Source organism: Streptomyces sp. NPDC014676 (assembly GCF_043084105.1).
Taxonomy (GTDB): domain Bacteria; phylum Actinomycetota; class Actinomycetes; order Streptomycetales; family Streptomycetaceae; genus Streptomyces.
On record NZ_JBIBZI010000006.1, the window covers coordinates 134,678 to 150,670 of the forward strand.

The following is a 15,993-nucleotide window of genomic DNA, read 5'->3' on the forward strand; positions in this document are numbered from 1 at the left end:
CTACCGCTGTTCCTCGCCCAGCCCCATGTCCTTGGCGCTGTACCGGGGCAGGTCAGTGGTGTCGATCGTCCAGTCCCCCAGGTCGGTGGAGACGGTCACCGGCTTGCCGTACGGGAGATGCAGCCGGTTCTCGTAGGCGGGCCGACCCTCCGCCCTGCCGATACCCCATTGGTAGGTCCAGGTACCCTCACGCGGATCGAGGATCAGGTAGTGCGGGATCCCCATGGCCGGGTAGTCACGGGTCTTGGTCTCGTAGTCGTTCTCGGGGTTCGACGGCGAGATGATCTCGATCGCGACGACGATCTCGTGAGGATCGAGCGGGTCGTCGGTCTCCATGGCCTCACTGGAGCACACCAGGATGTCCGGGATGCGCAGCTTGCCGAGAGCCTCGTCGTCCGTGTCGGTCGCCTCGAAGGCGAAATAACCCTGTGGCAGCTGTGTGTCGAGTTGCCGGGAGACCAGCTTCGCCGTGAGCTGGTGGCGAGGCCGGGGGCTCATCATCATCACAAGCTGTCCGTCACTGATCTCGGGCCAGGCGAAGCCGGGCGGCGGAGTGATGCGATCGCGGCGTTCCCGCAGCCGCCGGTACAGGGTCTGCTGAGTCATGGGTCCTCCCGCCCCCAGTATGAGGTCGACGCGCCCGCTCGTCGCCTGCCCATGGCCGAGAGGGGCGAACAGACCCGGCCTCCCCTTCCCGCGCCGACGGGCCCTCACGAGCCGCACCGCGGCTCTGCCGAACCTCTGCCGACGGCCACCTCGGCCCAGACGGTCAGTCCGTCGCCTGTCCGCCGCGTCCCCCACCGGGCGGCCAGGGCGTCGGTGATCAGCAGGCCACGCCCGTGTTCCTGCTCGATCCCCGGCGCACCGGGCACCAAGGTCTCGCCACCCTCGCCCTCGTCGGTCACGCCGGCCGTCACAACTTCGGCGGTCAGACCGCAGGTGACGGTGATGACACGGCTGCCGCTGTGCTCCAGGGCGTTCGCGGCCAGTTCCCCGGTGATCAGCTCCAGGTCGTCCACGGCCTCCGACGGCAGGCCCCACGACCGGACGGTGTCCCGCACATGGCGCCGGGCGGCCCGGGCGGAGGCGAGGTCGTGGCCGGGAAAGGTGAGCATGCTGTACGCGTGGAGCCCGGAGGGCGGGTATGCCGGTACGTGCTCGGCCGGCCCGAGTCGCCGGCCCCGTGACTCGGCGACGAACAGGACGTCCGCCAGGGCGTCCGCCAACTGGCTGGTCAGCAGCCTGAGTTCCCCACCAGCGGTCTCCCCTGTCCCCAGCAGATCCCGGCTCCGCCCGAGCAGGCGTCCCGCGAGGCCGAGCTGCACGCTCTCGATCCGGTCGGCGAGCCGGGAGACGGGACCGTCCCCCTCCGTGAGAAGGAGACAGGTCCGGCCGTGGGTCCCGGTCATGGGCAGGAGCCGCACGCGAGGCGCGTCCTCGTTCACGATGCGGCCCCCAGACGGGCGTGGATGTCGCGGAGGTCGAGGTCGACGCCGTACGCGGCACACCCGAGGATGTCGCGGCGCAACCGCTGGACACGGGCCTTCTCCTCGCGTTCGTGGGCGGAGAGGTAGGGGCGGACGAGGGGGGTGGAGGTGCCATCGATGGGCTCCTACCAGGCACAGACGGTCGGAGCGTTGCGGGAGTGAGGCGTTACGGGATCCGGGGACGGCAGATAGGCGGCCGGTGGGAGGCAGCACGCTTCCCGGGGTCGGACAGTCGGCTTGATGAGCAAGCGTGTCCATTCGGTGAGTCGTTGGATCAGTCGGCGCATGGAAACTCCTCTGGCGAGACGCGGTGTGCATGGCAAACGCGCATTCGCAACCCAGACCCGTACGGACGGCATCCACTCCAACACGCGCTGCTTTCATCGATTACGCTGCCATTGAATTTCAACCTTCGATAGTCGGTTGGCTCAACTCTCGCTCGACCGAGTGAACTTTGGGGCAGTCGCTTCGTCGCACGAGGCACGTACGGTCTGCTCTGCGCACGGTCCCTCAAACGAGAGATCAGCCACGGCGACATCCGAGTGGGAGACAGAACGGTGACGGTACGAGGATCAGCGGGGCCCGCCGGCCGCATGCAGATCGCCCGTGGGCTGAAAGCACTTCGCGCCCGGGCCGGACTCACGCAATCCGAAGCAGCCAAACGTGCTGGAGTGTCCGTCGGGACTGTGAACCGGTATGAGACCTGGCAGGACCGGGCCAAGCTCCGGATCCCCACCGTGAGGGCGATCGCCGACACGTGCGGCGCGACACCCCAGGAGCTGGACACCCTGGTCAAACTCGTACGCAATCAGGAGAACGGCTGGTGGATGGACCACCCAGCCGTACCCGAGGTCATGGACCCGCTGATGTCGTTCGAGGATGTCGCCGAGTACGAACACGTCTTCGCGAACGCTCTTGTACCGGGTCTGCTCCAGACCCCGCGCTACGCGCTCGCGCTGCACGAGGCGCAAGACGTCCGGACCGAAGCCGACGTCATCGCAAGCAAAGTGGACGCCCGCCTCAAGCGCCAGGCGATTCTTGACCGTTCCCCCGCACTGCACCTGTGGGTGGTCCTTGACGAGGCTGTTCTCAGGCGGCGCGTCGGCGGCATCGACGTGATGGTCGAGCAGATCAACCACCTGCACGCCATGGCTCAGCGCCCGAACATCGATATCCAGGTTCTTCAGTTCGCCGTGGGGGCCCACGCAGCCGGCTCGGGCGGCCACTTCCTGATCCTCGGTCGCGACGACGAAGGCGACCCACACGGCAGCATGAACGTGATCTACCTCGAGCTCCACAGGCGGGGTCTCTATCTGGACGCCCCTGCCGATGTGCAGAACTACAAGCTCATGTTTGACTACCTGCGATCCCAGGCGGCCGACACATCGGTCAGCCTTGAGATACTTGCGGATGTCCGACAGGAGCTCACCGATGAACGAGGCACCGACCGCTGACCACTTCGCGACAGCCGACTGGTACAAGAGCAGCTACAGCGCGGCAGACAACGAATGCGTCGAAGTGGCCCACACCCTTCGAGGCATAGGCATACGCGACTCCAAAGGCTCTGGGCAGCACGGATTCGCCGTGAGTCCGGGCGCGTTCGCCACGTTCGTCAACGGCTTGAAGGACAGCCCCAGCAGCCACCGGCTCTCGCCTCATCACTGACTGTTCCCGCATCGGCACCCGCATGCAGCCGTCTACTACAGACACCGTGAAAGGGGGCCGCGACGGCCATGCCCACGAACCCGGCCGACTCCGAGCCGTCCCGGCTTCCCCTCATGCTCACCATCGGCGAGCTGCGCGCCGCCCTTGCCAGGGGTTACGGCTTTCCCGGCGATGCCGACGACTTCGAGGCCGAGCTGGCCCGTGAGATCAACCATGCCGACCCCGCCGACCTCTCTGGTGTCGTCCGCCTCGTCGAGGAGTTCCGCAGCCGGATCGTGGCCCGGCAGGACCCGGCCTTCGGCACCGCCGTCGCCGCGGCCATCACCGAGATCCGAACGGCCCGCGGGACTGCGCGGACGCCCCTGTACCCAAACCCGGTCTGATCCGTATCACCCTGGTGCCGCCTACACGCTCAGCGGGTGGTGACACCGCGCCCTGCCCGCCGCCGCCCCGCCTCAGCGCACCGCCGGGCACAGGACCTGCCGAGTCACGGACCCACCCGTTTTACGCCCGGCGGTTTCCAGGGACCGTCAGCGCACCCGCCGCGCCCCCGCCGCCGGGACCGCCTCGAACACCCGCGGGGTCTTGAATCCGGCCGCCGCGAAGGCCTCCTCCACCGCCTTGGTGATCGTCGGGACGTCGGCCTCCTCCGCCAGGACGATGGCCGAGCCGCCGAAGCCGCCGCCGGTCATGCGGGCGCCGAGGGCGCCCGCGCCCACCGCCGTCTCCACCACCAGGTCGAGTTCGGGGCAGGAGACGCGGAAGTCGTCACGCAGGGAGGCGTGGCCCTCGGCCAGGACGGGGCCGATGGCCCGGGTGTCGCCCGACTCCAGCAGGGAGACGACCCGTTCGACCCGCTCGTCCTCCGTCACCACGTGACGGACCAGCCTGCGGACCTCCTCCTCGTCGCCGAGCCGCTGAAGCGCCGCGTCCAGTTCGTCGTACGGGAGGTCCCGCAGCGCGTCGACGCCCAGCAGGGCCGCGCCCTTCTCGCAGCCCGCGCGGCGCTTGCCGTACTCGCCCTCGCTGTGGCTGTGCTTGACCCGGGTGTCGACGACGAGCAGGCGCATGCCCTCGGCGGCCAGGTCGAAGGGGATCTGGCGCTGGGAGAGGTCACGGGTGTCGAGGAACAGGGCGTGGCCGGTCTCACAGCAGGCGGACGCCGTCTGGTCCATGATGCCGACGGGGGCGCCGACGTAGACGTTCTCCGCGCGCTGGCACAGGCGGGCCAGCTGCCAGCCGCGCAGACCGAGGCCGAACAGGTCGTTCAGCGCGAGCGCGACCACGACCTCCAGGGCGGCCGAGGACGACAGGCCCGCGCCCGCCGGGACGCTGGAGGCGAGGTGGATGTCGGCGCCGGTGACGGTGTGTCCGGCCTCGCGCAGCGCCCACACCACGCCCGCCGGGTAAGCGGTCCACCGCTTGTCGGACTCGGGGGTCAGGGCGTCGACCGTCAGTTCCACGACGGGCCCGTCCACGTCGGCGGAGTGCAGCCGCAGGACGCCGTCGTCGCGCCGGGACACCGCCGCGACCGCGGTGTGCGGCAGGGCGAACGGCATGACGAAGCCGTCGTTGTAGTCGGTGTGCTCGCCGATGAGGTTGACCCGGCCCGGTGCCGCCCACACCCCGTCCGGCGCGGCCCCGTACAGCTCCTCGAACCGCTCGGCGACGGACCCCGCGACGGCCTCGCTGGACTCGCTCATGCCCTGACCCCTGCCCCTTCGTGATGTTCTACTCGGCCTGTTCGGCCTGCTTGGCGCGCTGCTGCGCGAACTCCCACGCGTCCGCGACGATCCCCGTGAGGTCGGCGCGCGACGGGTTCCAGCCCAGTTTCTCGCGGGCGGTGTCGGCCGACGCGACCAGGACCGCCGGGTCGCCGCCCCGGCGGGGTGCCACGACCTCGGGGATCGGGTGGCCGGTGACCTGACGGACCGTCTCGACGACCTCGCGGACGGAGAAGCCGTTGCCGTTGCCGAGGTTGCAGATCAGGTGCTCGCCGGGCGCGGCGGCCTTCAGGGCGAGCAGGTGGGCCTCGGCCAGGTCGGCGACGTGGATGTAGTCGCGCACGCAGGTGCCGTCGGGCGTCGGGTAGTCGTCGCCGTAGACGGAGATCGCCTCGCGCCGCCCCTGGGCCACCTGCAGCACGAGCGGGATGAGGTGTGACTCGGGGTCGTGCCGCTCGCCGTGCTGCCCGTAGGCGCCGGCCACGTTGAAGTAGCGCAGGGAGACCGCGCCAAGACCGTGGGCGGCCGCCTCGCCGGTGATCATGTGGTCGACGGCGAGCTTGGAGGCGCCGTAGGGGTTGGTGGGGCGGGTGGGCGCGGTCTCGACGATCGGGACCTGCTCGGGTTCGCCGTACGTCGCCGCCGTGGAGGAGAACACGAGCCGGCGCACGCCCGCCTCGCGCATCGCGGTGAGCAGCGCCATGGTGCCGCCGACGTTGTTGTCCCAGTACTTCTCCGGCTTCACCACCGACTCGCCGACCTGGGAGGAGGCGGCGAAGTGCAGGACGCCGTCGAACGACGGGTCCAGCCATGTGGCGGCGTCGCGGATGTCGCCCTCGATGAACGACGCGCCCGCGGGGACGCCCTCCCGGAAGCCGGTGGAGAGGTTGTCGAGGACGACGACCTCGTGGCCGGCCTCCAGCAGGTGCTGGGCGACGACCCCGCCGACGTAACCGGCCCCGCCCGTCACCAGGTACTTCCCGCTCATGAACTCGCTACCTCTCGCAGTCGCTCGGCCGCGCGCTCCGGCGGCACGTCGTTGATGAACACGTTCATGCCGGACTCGGAACCCGCGAGGAACTTCAGCTTGCCGGTCGTACGGCGGATGGTGAAAAGCTCGAGGTGGAGCGCGAAGTCGTCACGCGTGACGCCGTCGAACTCCTCCAGCGCGCCGAACGGGGCCTGGTGCCAGGCCGCGATGTACGGCGTCGGGGGCTCACCCTCCCCGAAGATCCGGTCGAAGCGCTTCAAGAGTTCCAGATACACCTGGGGGAACTCTGTGCGCGCCGCCTCGTCCAGTCCGAGCAGGTCGGGCACCCGGCGCCTGGGGTAGAGGTGGACCTCGTAGGGCCAGTGCGCCGCGTACGGCACGAAGGCCACCCAGTGTTCACCCTCAAGGACGATCCGTTCGCCGGCCCGTTCCCGCTCCAGCACGGCGTCGAAGAGGTTCTCGCCGCCCGTCGCCTCCTTGTGTGCGGCCACTTGGCGCAGCATCAGGGCGGTGCGGGGGGTGGTGAAGGGGTAGGCGTAGATCTGCCCGTGCGGGTGCTGGAGGGTGACACCGATCTCGGCCCCCCGGTTCTCGAAGCAGAAGACCTGTTCGACGGAGGGCAGATGCGACAGCTCGGAGGTCCGGTCGGTCCAGGCGTCGAGCACCAGTCGCGCCTGCCGCTCGCTCAGACCGGCGAAGGACGCGTGGTGGTCGGAGGTGAAGCAGACGACCTCGCACCGGCCCGAGTCCCCGGCCAGCGAGGGGAAACGGTTCTCGAAGACCACCACGTCGTACGACGAGTCCGGGATCTCGCTCAGCCGGTCACCCTCGGAGGGGCACAGCGGGCACTCGTCGGCCGGCGGGTGGTACGTACGTCCCTGCCGGTGCGAGGCGACGGCGACGGAGTCGCCCAGCAGTGCGTCGCGGCGGATCTCGGACGTGGTGACGGTGGCGTCCAGCGGACGGCGGTCGACGGCGTCGCGGACGGTGTCGTCGGCCAGGTCGTAGTAGATGAGCTCGCGGCCGTCGGCCAGCCGGGTCGAGGTCTTCTTCACTGCCGCACTCCTCTGCACCCGTCCATCACTCAACACAATCAAACATAACACATCACAACTCACCAGCGAGCTTTATTCATCACGATCAAACAAAGAACGCCATGGGAAGTGTTCAGTCACTGAACACAGAGGCATAGGTTCCGCACCGGATCAGTTCGCGAACGAAGCGAGTGTGTATGCAAACCCCCACATACCTGGCCGCAGAGCTTCGACTCCCCACCAACTGGCTGGACTACACGATCCTCGGGATCTACTTCGTCGTCGTGCTGGGCATCGGCCTCGCCGCCCGCCGCTCGGTCAAGACCAGCCTCGACTTCTTCCTCTCCGGCCGCTCCCTGCCCGCCTGGGTCACCGGCCTGGCCTTCATCGCGGCCAACCTCGGCGCCACCGAGATCCTCGGCATGGCGGCCAACAGCGCCCAGTACGGCGTCTACACGACCCACTGGTACTGGATCGGCGCCATCCCCGCGATGGTCTTCCTGGGCCTGGTGATGATGCCGTTCTACTACGGCAGCAAGGTCCGCTCGGTCCCCGAGTTCCTGCTGCTGCGCTTCGACAAGGCGGCCCACCTGCTCAGCTCGATCCTCTTCGCGGCGGCGGCCATCCTGATCGCCGGCGTGAACCTCTACGCCCTCGCGATCGTCGTCGAGGCCCTCCTCGGCTGGCCGCAGTGGGTGGCGATCGTCGTCGCTGGCTTCTTCGTCCTGGCCTACATCACCCTCGGCGGCCTGTCCTCGGCCATCTACAACGAGGTCCTGCAGTTCTTCGTCATCCTCGCCGCGCTCATCCCCATCACCGTGCTCGGCCTGAAGAGCGTCGGCGGCTGGGACGGACTGTCCGACTCCCTGACCGCGTCACGCGGCGACAACTTCATGACCGCCTGGGGCGGCACCGGCATCGGCAGCGACAACCCGCTCGGCGCCAACTGGCTGACCATCGTCCTCGGCCTCGGCTTCGTCCTCTCCTTCGGCTACTGGACGACGAACTTCGCCGAGGTGCAGCGCGCCCTGTCCGCCAAGAACCTCTCGGCGGCCCAGCGCACCCCGCTCATCGCCGCGTTCCCGAAGATCTTCATCGTGTTCCTGGTGATGATCCCGGGCCTGGTCGCCGCCGTGATGGTCCCGCGGATCGGCACGGGCGACTCGGACCTGCAGTACAACGACGCGATCCCGTACCTGATGCAGCAGCTCCTGCCCAACGGCGTCCTGGGCATCGCCGTCACCGGCCTGCTGGCCGCGTTCATGGCCGGCATGGCGGCCAACATCTCCTCCTTCAACACCGTCTTCACCACCGACATCTGGGCGAAGTACGTGGTGAAGCACCGCGAGGACGACTACTACGTCCGCTTCGGCCGCCTGATCACCGCGGTCGGCGTCCTCGCCTCCATCGGCACGGCGTTCCTGGCCAGCTCCTTCTCCAACATCATGAGCTACCTCCAGACGCTGTTCTCCTTCTTCAACGTGCCGATGTTCGTGGTCTTCATCATCGGCATGTTCTGGAAGCGGGCGTCCATGAAGTCCGGCTTCTGGGGCCTGATCGCCGGCACCACCGCCGCGATGATCAACTACTTCGTCATCTACAAGCAGGGCATCATCGACATCCCCTCCGACCAGGGCGCCAACTTCGTCTCCGCGATCGCCGGCTTCGTCGCGGGCGCGGTGGTCATGGTCGCGGTGTCGCTGTTCACCGCGCCCAAGCCGGCCGAGGAACTCCAGGGCCTGGTCTACGGCACGCGCTCGCCCGGCATGGCGGAGCCGCCCGCCGAAGGCGACGACGCGTGGTACCGCAAGCCCGCGCTGCTGGGCTGGGGTGCGGTGATCCTGGCCGCCGCCTGCTACATCCCGTTCTCGTTCTGACCGCGGGAGGATGGAGAGACCATGTCCGAGCACTTTTCCGAGCGTGAGCTTCAGCAGGAGGTCTCCGAGCTGGAGACCAAGTCCGCCACGGCCGCGCGGCTGTTCGACATCCGGCGGATCATCGGCGGGTTGTTCGTCGTGTACGGCGTGATCGTCACGATCGCGGGGTTCGCCGCGTCCGATGCGGACATCGACAAGGCCGAGGGGGTCAACATCAACCTCTGGACGGGGCTGGGGATGCTGATCCTGGGCCTGCTGTTCCTCCTCTGGCTGAAGCTGAGGCCGACGGCTCCGCCGCCGCCGGACGTCGTTCCAGGGGAACGGAAGGAGTAGGGGGGCGCTGTACGGGGCTGTGCGGTCCGGTGTCGTGCGGGGTACCCCAGCCGCACAGGCGCCACGGGCATCCCACCCACCGGACCGCACACCGCACCACGGGCATCCCCCACCCGGCGCAGGGCCTAGGCTCCGCCCCCCGCCGGCCCCGCGCGGTCCAGGAGGCCCGTTCGGGCGGCCAGGGCCGCCGCCTCCAGGCGGGAGCCCACGCCCAGTTTCATCAGGACCCGCTGGACATGCGTCCGGGCCGTGGACGGTGCGATGCCCATGCCCGCCGCGATCAGCCGGGTGTCCTCCCCGTCGGCGACCCGCACCAGCACCTCCACCTCCCGGGGCGTCAGCATCTGCAACAACCGCGCACCCTCGTCATCCGGCTGCGCCGCGGGGTTCAGCAGCTCCCCGAACGCCCCCTGCAGCAACTGCGGCGCCACCGCGGCCTCCCCCGCCCGCGCCTTCATGATCGCCCGCTCGACCCCCTCGATGCGCTCGTCGTGCCGCACGTACCCCGACGCCCCCGCCGCGAACGCCGCCGCGATCCCCCGCGGCGACGGCACCGGCCCCAGCACGACCACCGCCACCTGCGGCCGCTCCCGCTTGATCTTCACCACCGGATCGAAGGCCCCCGCATTCGCCGGCGCCGCCGTCCCCAGCAGACACACCTCCGGCGCCCTGCTGATCACCAGATCCGCCGCCCCGGAAGCCGGCGCCGCGGCCGCCAGCACCCGGTGCCCCCGCAGCTTCAACGCCGAGGCCAGCGCCTCGGCGAGCAACCGGTGGTCGTCGACCACCATCAGCCGCACTCCCATCGAACAACCAACCCCCCACGACAACGCACCCCAAGATGCCCCCGGAAGCTACACGCTTGTTCGACATCGCGCTCCCCCTACCGGCGAGAATCGCCCCGGATCGCCGAGATTCTCGCATTCGACGGCGATGGGCCCATGATGAGCGATACGCCCGCGGCCCCGTCCCTGACCAGGGACGGGGCCGCGAAAAGCAGGAATCCGAACGATCAGCTCGTACCGAAAGCGATCACGAGATACTCCTTCTCGTCCGAAGCCGACGAGAAATCACTGGCGTAGATATCGGACATGTACAGGCCGCCCTGTGAGAACAGGATCTCCGAGTATTCCGGGGACATCCGCGCCTCCACGTCCCGCACGGTCTCCGTCGCCGGGTTCTCCATCAGCGTCGTCTGCTTGAAGGTCCCCCCGTCGATGCTGACGATCTGCCCGCCCCTGTCGTACGGCGGACGCTTGTACGCCAGGAGGTTGCCGCCGTCCATCCGCAGCGGGACGATCGTGTAGTCGTCCCCCGCGTCGGCCCGCTGACCGGTCTGCTTGCCGGTCGCCAGGTCGAAGGCGACAATCTCGTTGGTCTGGCTGTACGACTCCCCGCCGGCCTCGTGCTCCTCGGTGGCGATGTACAACCTGTCGTCGCCGACCACCAGCCCGCTGCACTCCTCGATCTTGGAGATGCCGTCGCAGCGGGCCCCGAACTCGTCACCCGGCGCGGAGACGCGCGCACGCAGCTTGCCGGACTTGTTGTCGATGGAGAAGAAGTCGGAGATCCCGCTGCCGTCACCCGCGGACTCGTTGACGTCGGCCGCCACGACCAGTGGGTCGGTGGAGACGACGGCGGCGTACTCGATGCCCTCGTCCATCTTGTACTCGGAGATCACCTTCCCGCTCTTCGGGTCGATGTTCTGGATGTGCAGCTGCCGCTGGTCGTACGAGCCGCACTTGCGCACCGCGACGAGCTTCTCGCCGCCGCCGTACCCGGAGTCGTAGCAGGAGTCGGACGTCTTGGGCGCCCACAGCTGCTCACCGGAGGCGATGTCCCAGGCGGCGCCGCCGCTGGTGCTGCCCGCCGCGACGGTACCGCCGCTGATCGTGACGTTGTTGAAGCTGATCGGCATGGTGCCGGACTTGGCGGTCTTGGTCCACAGCTCCTTGCCCGCCTCCAGGTCGATCACCGCGACCTGCGTGCAGGCCTGCGGGTTCCCCTTGGTCGGCATGGCGGGCTTGAAGGTGATCGCCGTCTTGTTGTCCTCGGTGACGCGGTCGGTGGCCTCGCACACCGGTCCGGGCAGGTCGATCGTCCACTTCTCGGTGCCCTTGGCGCGGTCGTAGCCGACGATCTCGGCGATGCCGCTCTTGGCGTACACCGTGTCGGTCAGCCAGGAACCGGAGGTGGAGATGACCGTGACGTCCTTGGGGGCCTTGGGCGCGGGCACCTGGAACAGCACCTTGGAGCCGGTGTCGGCCGGTGCCTTCTCCTTCGCTTCGGAGGAACCGCCCCCTCCTTCCCCACTGCCACCGTTCGTCTTGTTCTTGCCGTCGCCGGAATCCGCGGTGGTCTTCTTGTCGTCGTCCTTGCCGGACGAGGACGCGTACCAGACACCGCCGCCGACGATCAGGGCGATGGCCACGACCGCCGAGACGATGATGGCGGCCTGCGCGTTGAACTTCTTCCCGCCACCCCCCGGCTGCGGCTGCATCGGCATGGTCGGCGGCTGCGGATACCCGTACCCGGGCTGCCCGTACGGCCCCGGCTGCCCGTACGCCCCGGGCTGCTGCGGCTGCCCCGGATACCCGTACCCGGCGGCGGCCGGCGGCTGCTGCGGGTATCCGTACCCGGGCCCCTGCGGGGTGGCCGGAGGAGCCTGCGGATACCCGTATCCGGGCCCCTGCGGGGCGGCCGGAGGAGCCGCCGGAGCCTGCGGGACCGGCGGATTCTGCGGATACCCGTACCCGGGCTCCGGGGCCTTGTCGGGACCGGGCCCGCCAGGAGCGGCCGGCGGCTGCGGCGGACCGAACCCCGGCTGCTGCGGGGGCTGGTTGGGCGGCGGAGGCGGTTGGGTCATGACGTGAGTACCTCGGAGAAGAAGGGGACGGCGGACGACGGACGGCGAGAAGAGGACGAACCGCGGCTCTCACTTGCCGTAGGCGAGCATCAACTTCTCCTTCGCATCGTCATTGCCGGTCAGCTGTGTGGTCGAGATGTAGAAGCGTCCGTCGACCCAGTCGATCGACTTGCTGAAGAAGCTGTTCTCGATGTCCGCGACGCCCTGCGGGTTCCGCATCAGTCCGGCCGGCTTGTGGTCGCTGCCGCCGACCGGGATGGCCACGACCTGGCCGCCCGCGTCGTACGACGGCTTGACATAGGCGATGAGCTTGCCGCCCTCGATCTTCACGGGCTGCATGGACTCCTCGGCGGGGGACTTGACCCGCCACCGCTCCTTGCCGTTGTCGAGGCTGATGGCGACGATCTCGTTGGCCCCGGTGGTCGCCTCGGTGGGCAGGTAGAGGGTGTTCCCGTCGACGACGGCGCCCTCACAGCCCTGGAGGTCGCGCGCGAGGACGGCCCAGTCGCAGCCGGGGGCGAAGTCCTCGTCGACGGTGACCTCGGAGCGGAACTTACCGCTGCCGCCGGTGAAGGCGGATATGTTCCAGGCCTTCTTCTCCTCGTTGGTGCTGTAGACGACCACCGGGTCGACGGAGTAGGTGCGCTCGATGCGCCACCCCTTGTCGAACTTCTGGGTCCACTTCACCTTGCCCGTCTTCGGGTCGAGCTCCTGGAGCTCGTCGTGCTCGTTGGTGCCGCCGGCGCCGCAGGACGCGACCTGGAGGAGGCGCTCACCGCCCGCGAAGGCGGTGGGGAAGCAGGGGGCGTCGCCGTACTTCCTCGCGTCGAACAGCTTCTTGCCGTCGGTCACGTCGTACGCCGTGCCGGACTGCGAGCGGCCCACCATCAGCGTGTTGCCGGTGAGGGTCATCTCGATGGTGAGCGCGGAGTCGAACAGGGCTCCGTCGGGGACCTCCTGCTTCCAGCCCTTCTGGCCGGTGTCGAGGTCGACGAGCTGGAGCTGGTTGCACTTGGCGCTGTCGCTCCTGCCGCTCTTGTAGGCGATGACGACCTTGCCGTCGGCCGTCCTCCCCCGTGTGACCGCGCAGATCTCCTGCGGGAAGGTGATGGTGTCCCAGGTGGGCCTGCCGTCACCGACGTTGTAGGCGACGAGCTCCTTGTAGGCGGCCTTCACGGCCGTCTTGTCGGTGATCCACATGCCGGGGGCCTCGGCGCCGGAACCGGGCGCGTCGGGCGCCTCCTTGTACCAGAGCACCTTGGACTCACCGGCCTGGCGGCCCTCGTTGAGGTTCTCCGGGGCCTCGCCGCCGTCGCCGCTGCCGTCGCCCGGGTTGACCGGGGCGCCGGAGTCGTCCGGCTTGGGGTCGTCGGTCTGCTTGGCGACCGGCTTCTCGTCCTTCTTGCCGTCGTCACCGGAGACGGCCCACACGGTGCCGCCGACCACCAGCAGCGCGGCGACCGCCGCACCGATGATCATGGCGGGCTTGCCCGTGAAGGGGTTGCGGGAGCCGGACCCGCCGGGCGGCGGCGTGCCGGGCGCCCCGGGGAACTGCGGCTGCGGCGGGTATCCGTACCCGGGCTGCTGCCCGTACGGTCCCGGCTGCTGCGGCTGCCCGTAGGGACCGGAGGCGTACGGCCCGGAGTTGTACGGCCCCGGCTGCTGCGGAGGCTGCTGCGGATACCCGTATCCGGGCTGCGGCGGACCCTGCGGGGGCGGAGGGGGCGTCTGCGGAGCCCCGAAGCCACCCCCCGGCGGCGGATCCTGCGGCGCTCCGAAGCCTCCCTGCGGCGGCTGGTTCGGCGGCTGCGTCATCAGCGCGTTCCCCCTTACATCACTGACTTCTAGCCACGCCCTGAGGTGTGCGATGAACCCAGAGCCGTATGCAGACGTTTCTCAGACCGGGCCCTTTCTATCACCCGGTACGGACACACCACCGGGCCGCGTTCTCCCCTGTTCCCAAGGGAGGACCGGCCCGTGATGCCCCCGTTACGCGCCCTCACGCCCTCTTCACACCACGCGCGCCCCGCGCGCGGACGGGGCAGGGGAGGCTCAGGCGTCCTCCGCCAGTTCCAGCCAGCGCAGCTCCAGCTCGTCCCGCTGTCCGGCCAGTTCCCGCAGCTCGGCGTCGAGTTCGGCGACCTTCGCGAAGTCGGTGGCGTGCTCGGCGATGGCGGCGTGCAGCCTGGTCTCCTTCTCGGAGACCTTGTCGAGCTGCCGCTCGATCTTCTGCAGCTCCTTCTTGGCGGCGCGCTGGTCGGCGGCGCTCCTCTCCGGCGCGGAACCCTGCGGCGCCGCGGCGGGTACGGAGGCCGCCGCGGCGGCGGCCTCCTCCATGCGCTTGCGGCGTTCCAGGTACTCGTCGATCCCGCGCGGCAGCATCCGCAGGGTGCCGTCGCCGAGGAGGGCGAACACGCGGTCGGTGGTGCGCTCGACGAAGAACCGGTCGTGGGAGATGACGATCATCGAGCCGGGCCAGCCGTCGAGGACGTCCTCGAGCTGGGTGAGGGTCTCGATGTCGAGGTCGTTGGTGGGCTCGTCGAGGAAGAGGACGTTGGGCTCGTCCATCAGCAGCCGCAGCAGTTGCAGCCGCCGCCGCTCACCGCCCGACAGATCGCCGACCGGAGTCCACTGCTTCTCCTTGTTGAACCCGAACGTCTCGCAGAGCTGCCCGGCGGTCATCTCGCGCCCCTTGCCGAGGTCGACGCGCTCGCGCACCTGCTGCACGGCCTGGAGCACCCGCCAGGTGGGGTCGAGTTCGGCGACCTCCTGGGAGAGGTAGGCGAGCTTGACCGTCTTGCCGACCCGGACCCGACCGCCCGCGGGCTGCACCTCCCCCTCGCTCCGGGCGGCCTGGGCGAGCGCCCGCAGCAGGGACGTCTTGCCCGCGCCGTTGACCCCGACCAGACCGATGCGGTCCCCGGGGCCGAGCTGCCAGGTGATGTGCTTGAGCAGCACCTTGGGCCCGGCCTGGACGGTGACGTCCTCCAGGTCGAACACCGTCTTGCCGAGCCGGGACGACGCGAACTTCATCAGCTCGCTGCTGTCGCGCGGCGGCGGAACGTCCTTGATCAGCTCGTTCGCGGCCTCGACCCGGAACCGCGGCTTGGACGTCCGCGCGGGGGCGCCGCGCCGCAGCCAGGCCAGCTCCTTGCGGACCAGGTTCTGCCGCTTGACCTCCTCGGTGGCGGCGATGCGCTCACGCTCCGCGCGGGCGAAGACGTAGTCGGAGTAGCCGCCCTCGTACTCGTACACGTCACCGCGCTGCACGTCCCACATGCGGGTGCAGACCTGGTCCAGGAACCAGCGGTCGTGGGTGACGCAGACGAGCGCGGACCGGCGGTTCCGCAGGTGCTCGGCGAGCCAGGCGATGCCCTCGACGTCGAGGTGGTTGGTCGGCTCGTCGAGGACGATCAGGTCCTGCTCCTCGATGAGCAGCTTGGCGAGCGCGATCCGGCGCCGCTCACCACCGGACAGCGGCCCGATGACGGTGTCGAGGCCCTTGGGGAACCCCGGCAGGTCCAGTCCGCCGAACAGTCCGGTCAGTACGTCCCTGACCTTGGCGTTCCCGGCCCACTCGTGGTCGGCCATGTCGCCGATGACCTCGTGCCGGACGGTGGCGGCGGGGTCGAGGGAGTCGTGCTGGGTGAGCACCCCGAGCCGCAGCCCGCCCGAGTGCGTCACGCGCCCGGTGTCGGCCTCCTCCAGCTTGGCCAGCATCCGGATGAGGGTGGTCTTGCCGTCCCCGTTGCGCCCCACGACCCCGATCCGGTCCCCCTCGGAGACGCCGAGGGAGATCCCGTCGAGCAACGCGCGCGTCCCGTACACCTTGCTGACGTTCTCGACATTGACCAGATTGACGGCCATTACTCTCCTGCCCGGTGGGTCGATCAGCTTTCAAGCGTAGGCCCTCGCGAGACACGCCCGGGACGCGAGGAGACAGTCACTCTTTGTAATGACGTGATCGGAAACGGGCGGCTACCGTAGGGGGCAGGCAGCAGGATCCCGTCCATGGG

At 69.3% G+C, this 15,993-nt stretch carries 14 protein-coding genes; 5 read left to right on the top strand and 9 right to left on the bottom strand.

Annotated elements, in window-relative coordinates; translation table 11 throughout:
* Positions 1–606: a Uma2 family endonuclease gene (locus ACF1DX_RS18650; protein ID WP_391792251.1), complete on the bottom strand. Its 606-nt coding sequence runs from the start codon at positions 604–606 to the stop codon at positions 1–3.
* A gap of 104 nt (positions 607–710) precedes the next feature.
* Positions 711–1,409 (bottom strand): ATP-binding protein, encoded by a 699-nt coding sequence (locus ACF1DX_RS18655; protein WP_391792252.1) that lies wholly within the window; start codon positions 1,407–1,409, stop codon positions 711–713.
* A 671-nt stretch (positions 1,410–2,080) separates the two neighbouring features.
* On the opposite strand from ACF1DX_RS18655, the gene ACF1DX_RS18660 reads away from it, so the two are divergent.
* The 3 genes from ACF1DX_RS18660 (at position 2,081) to ACF1DX_RS18670 (ending at position 3,535) form a co-directional block, all read left to right on the top strand.
* Positions 2,081–2,941, top strand: a complete 861-nt coding sequence (locus ACF1DX_RS18660) for a helix-turn-helix transcriptional regulator (RefSeq protein ID WP_391792253.1) — start codon at positions 2,081–2,083, stop codon at positions 2,939–2,941.
* Positions 2,919–3,152, top strand: coding sequence for a DUF397 domain-containing protein (locus tag ACF1DX_RS18665; RefSeq protein WP_391792254.1), 234 nt, complete (start codon positions 2,919–2,921; stop codon positions 3,150–3,152). Before ACF1DX_RS18660 ends, ACF1DX_RS18665 begins: the two co-directional genes overlap by 23 nt.
* A 68-nt stretch (positions 3,153–3,220) precedes the next feature.
* Positions 3,221–3,535: a hypothetical protein gene (locus tag ACF1DX_RS18670; RefSeq protein WP_391792255.1), complete on the top strand. Its 315-nt coding sequence runs from the start codon at positions 3,221–3,223 to the stop codon at positions 3,533–3,535.
* Between the two features lie 147 nt (positions 3,536–3,682).
* Here ACF1DX_RS18670 and galK read toward each other — a convergent pair whose 3' ends face one another.
* The 3 genes from galK to galT are packed head-to-tail and all read right to left on the bottom strand — an operon-like array spanning position 3,683 to position 6,922.
* On the bottom strand, positions 3,683–4,855 hold the full coding sequence (gene galK / locus ACF1DX_RS18675) for a galactokinase (protein WP_391792256.1): 1,173 nt from the start codon (positions 4,853–4,855) through the stop codon (positions 3,683–3,685).
* Positions 4,856–4,883: 28 nt separating this feature from the next.
* Complete coding sequence (gene galE, locus ACF1DX_RS18680; protein WP_391792257.1) at positions 4,884–5,864, bottom strand: UDP-glucose 4-epimerase GalE; 981 nt, start codon at positions 5,862–5,864, stop codon at positions 4,884–4,886.
* The gene (gene galT, locus ACF1DX_RS18685; protein WP_391792258.1) at positions 5,861–6,922 is read right to left on the bottom strand and encodes a galactose-1-phosphate uridylyltransferase; all 1,062 of its coding nucleotides are present in this window, start codon (positions 6,920–6,922) and stop codon (positions 5,861–5,863) included. Before galT ends, galE begins: the two co-directional genes overlap by 4 nt.
* Before the next feature lie 176 nt (positions 6,923–7,098).
* On the opposite strand from galT, the gene ACF1DX_RS18690 reads away from it, so the two are divergent.
* Positions 7,099–8,778, top strand: coding sequence for a sodium:solute symporter family protein (locus tag ACF1DX_RS18690; RefSeq protein WP_391792259.1), 1,680 nt, complete (start codon positions 7,099–7,101; stop codon positions 8,776–8,778).
* A gap of 21 nt (positions 8,779–8,799) precedes the next feature.
* Positions 8,800–9,111 carry a hypothetical protein gene (locus tag ACF1DX_RS18695; protein WP_391792260.1) on the top strand — a complete coding sequence of 104 codons (312 nt, stop codon included), beginning with the start codon at positions 8,800–8,802 and terminating at the stop codon, positions 9,109–9,111.
* 125 nt (positions 9,112–9,236) lie between these two features.
* On the opposite strand, the gene ACF1DX_RS18700 is transcribed toward ACF1DX_RS18695, so the two are convergent.
* From ACF1DX_RS18700 to ACF1DX_RS18715, 4 genes are all read right to left on the bottom strand, one after another.
* Positions 9,237–9,917, bottom strand: a complete 681-nt coding sequence (locus tag ACF1DX_RS18700; RefSeq protein ID WP_391792261.1) for a LuxR C-terminal-related transcriptional regulator — start codon at positions 9,915–9,917, stop codon at positions 9,237–9,239.
* Positions 9,918–10,123: 206 nt separating this feature from the next.
* The gene (locus tag ACF1DX_RS18705; protein ID WP_391792262.1) at positions 10,124–11,977 is read right to left on the bottom strand and encodes a PQQ-binding-like beta-propeller repeat protein; all 1,854 of its coding nucleotides are present in this window, start codon (positions 11,975–11,977) and stop codon (positions 10,124–10,126) included.
* 69 nt (positions 11,978–12,046) lie between these two features.
* On the bottom strand, positions 12,047–13,792 hold the full coding sequence (locus ACF1DX_RS18710; protein ID WP_391792263.1) for a PQQ-binding-like beta-propeller repeat protein: 1,746 nt from the start codon (positions 13,790–13,792) through the stop codon (positions 12,047–12,049).
* 237 nt (positions 13,793–14,029) lie between these two features.
* A complete protein-coding gene (locus tag ACF1DX_RS18715; protein WP_391792264.1) occupies positions 14,030–15,844 on the bottom strand; it encodes an ABC-F family ATP-binding cassette domain-containing protein in 1,815 nt (604 codons plus the stop codon).
* Positions 15,845–15,993 lie beyond the last annotated feature (149 nt).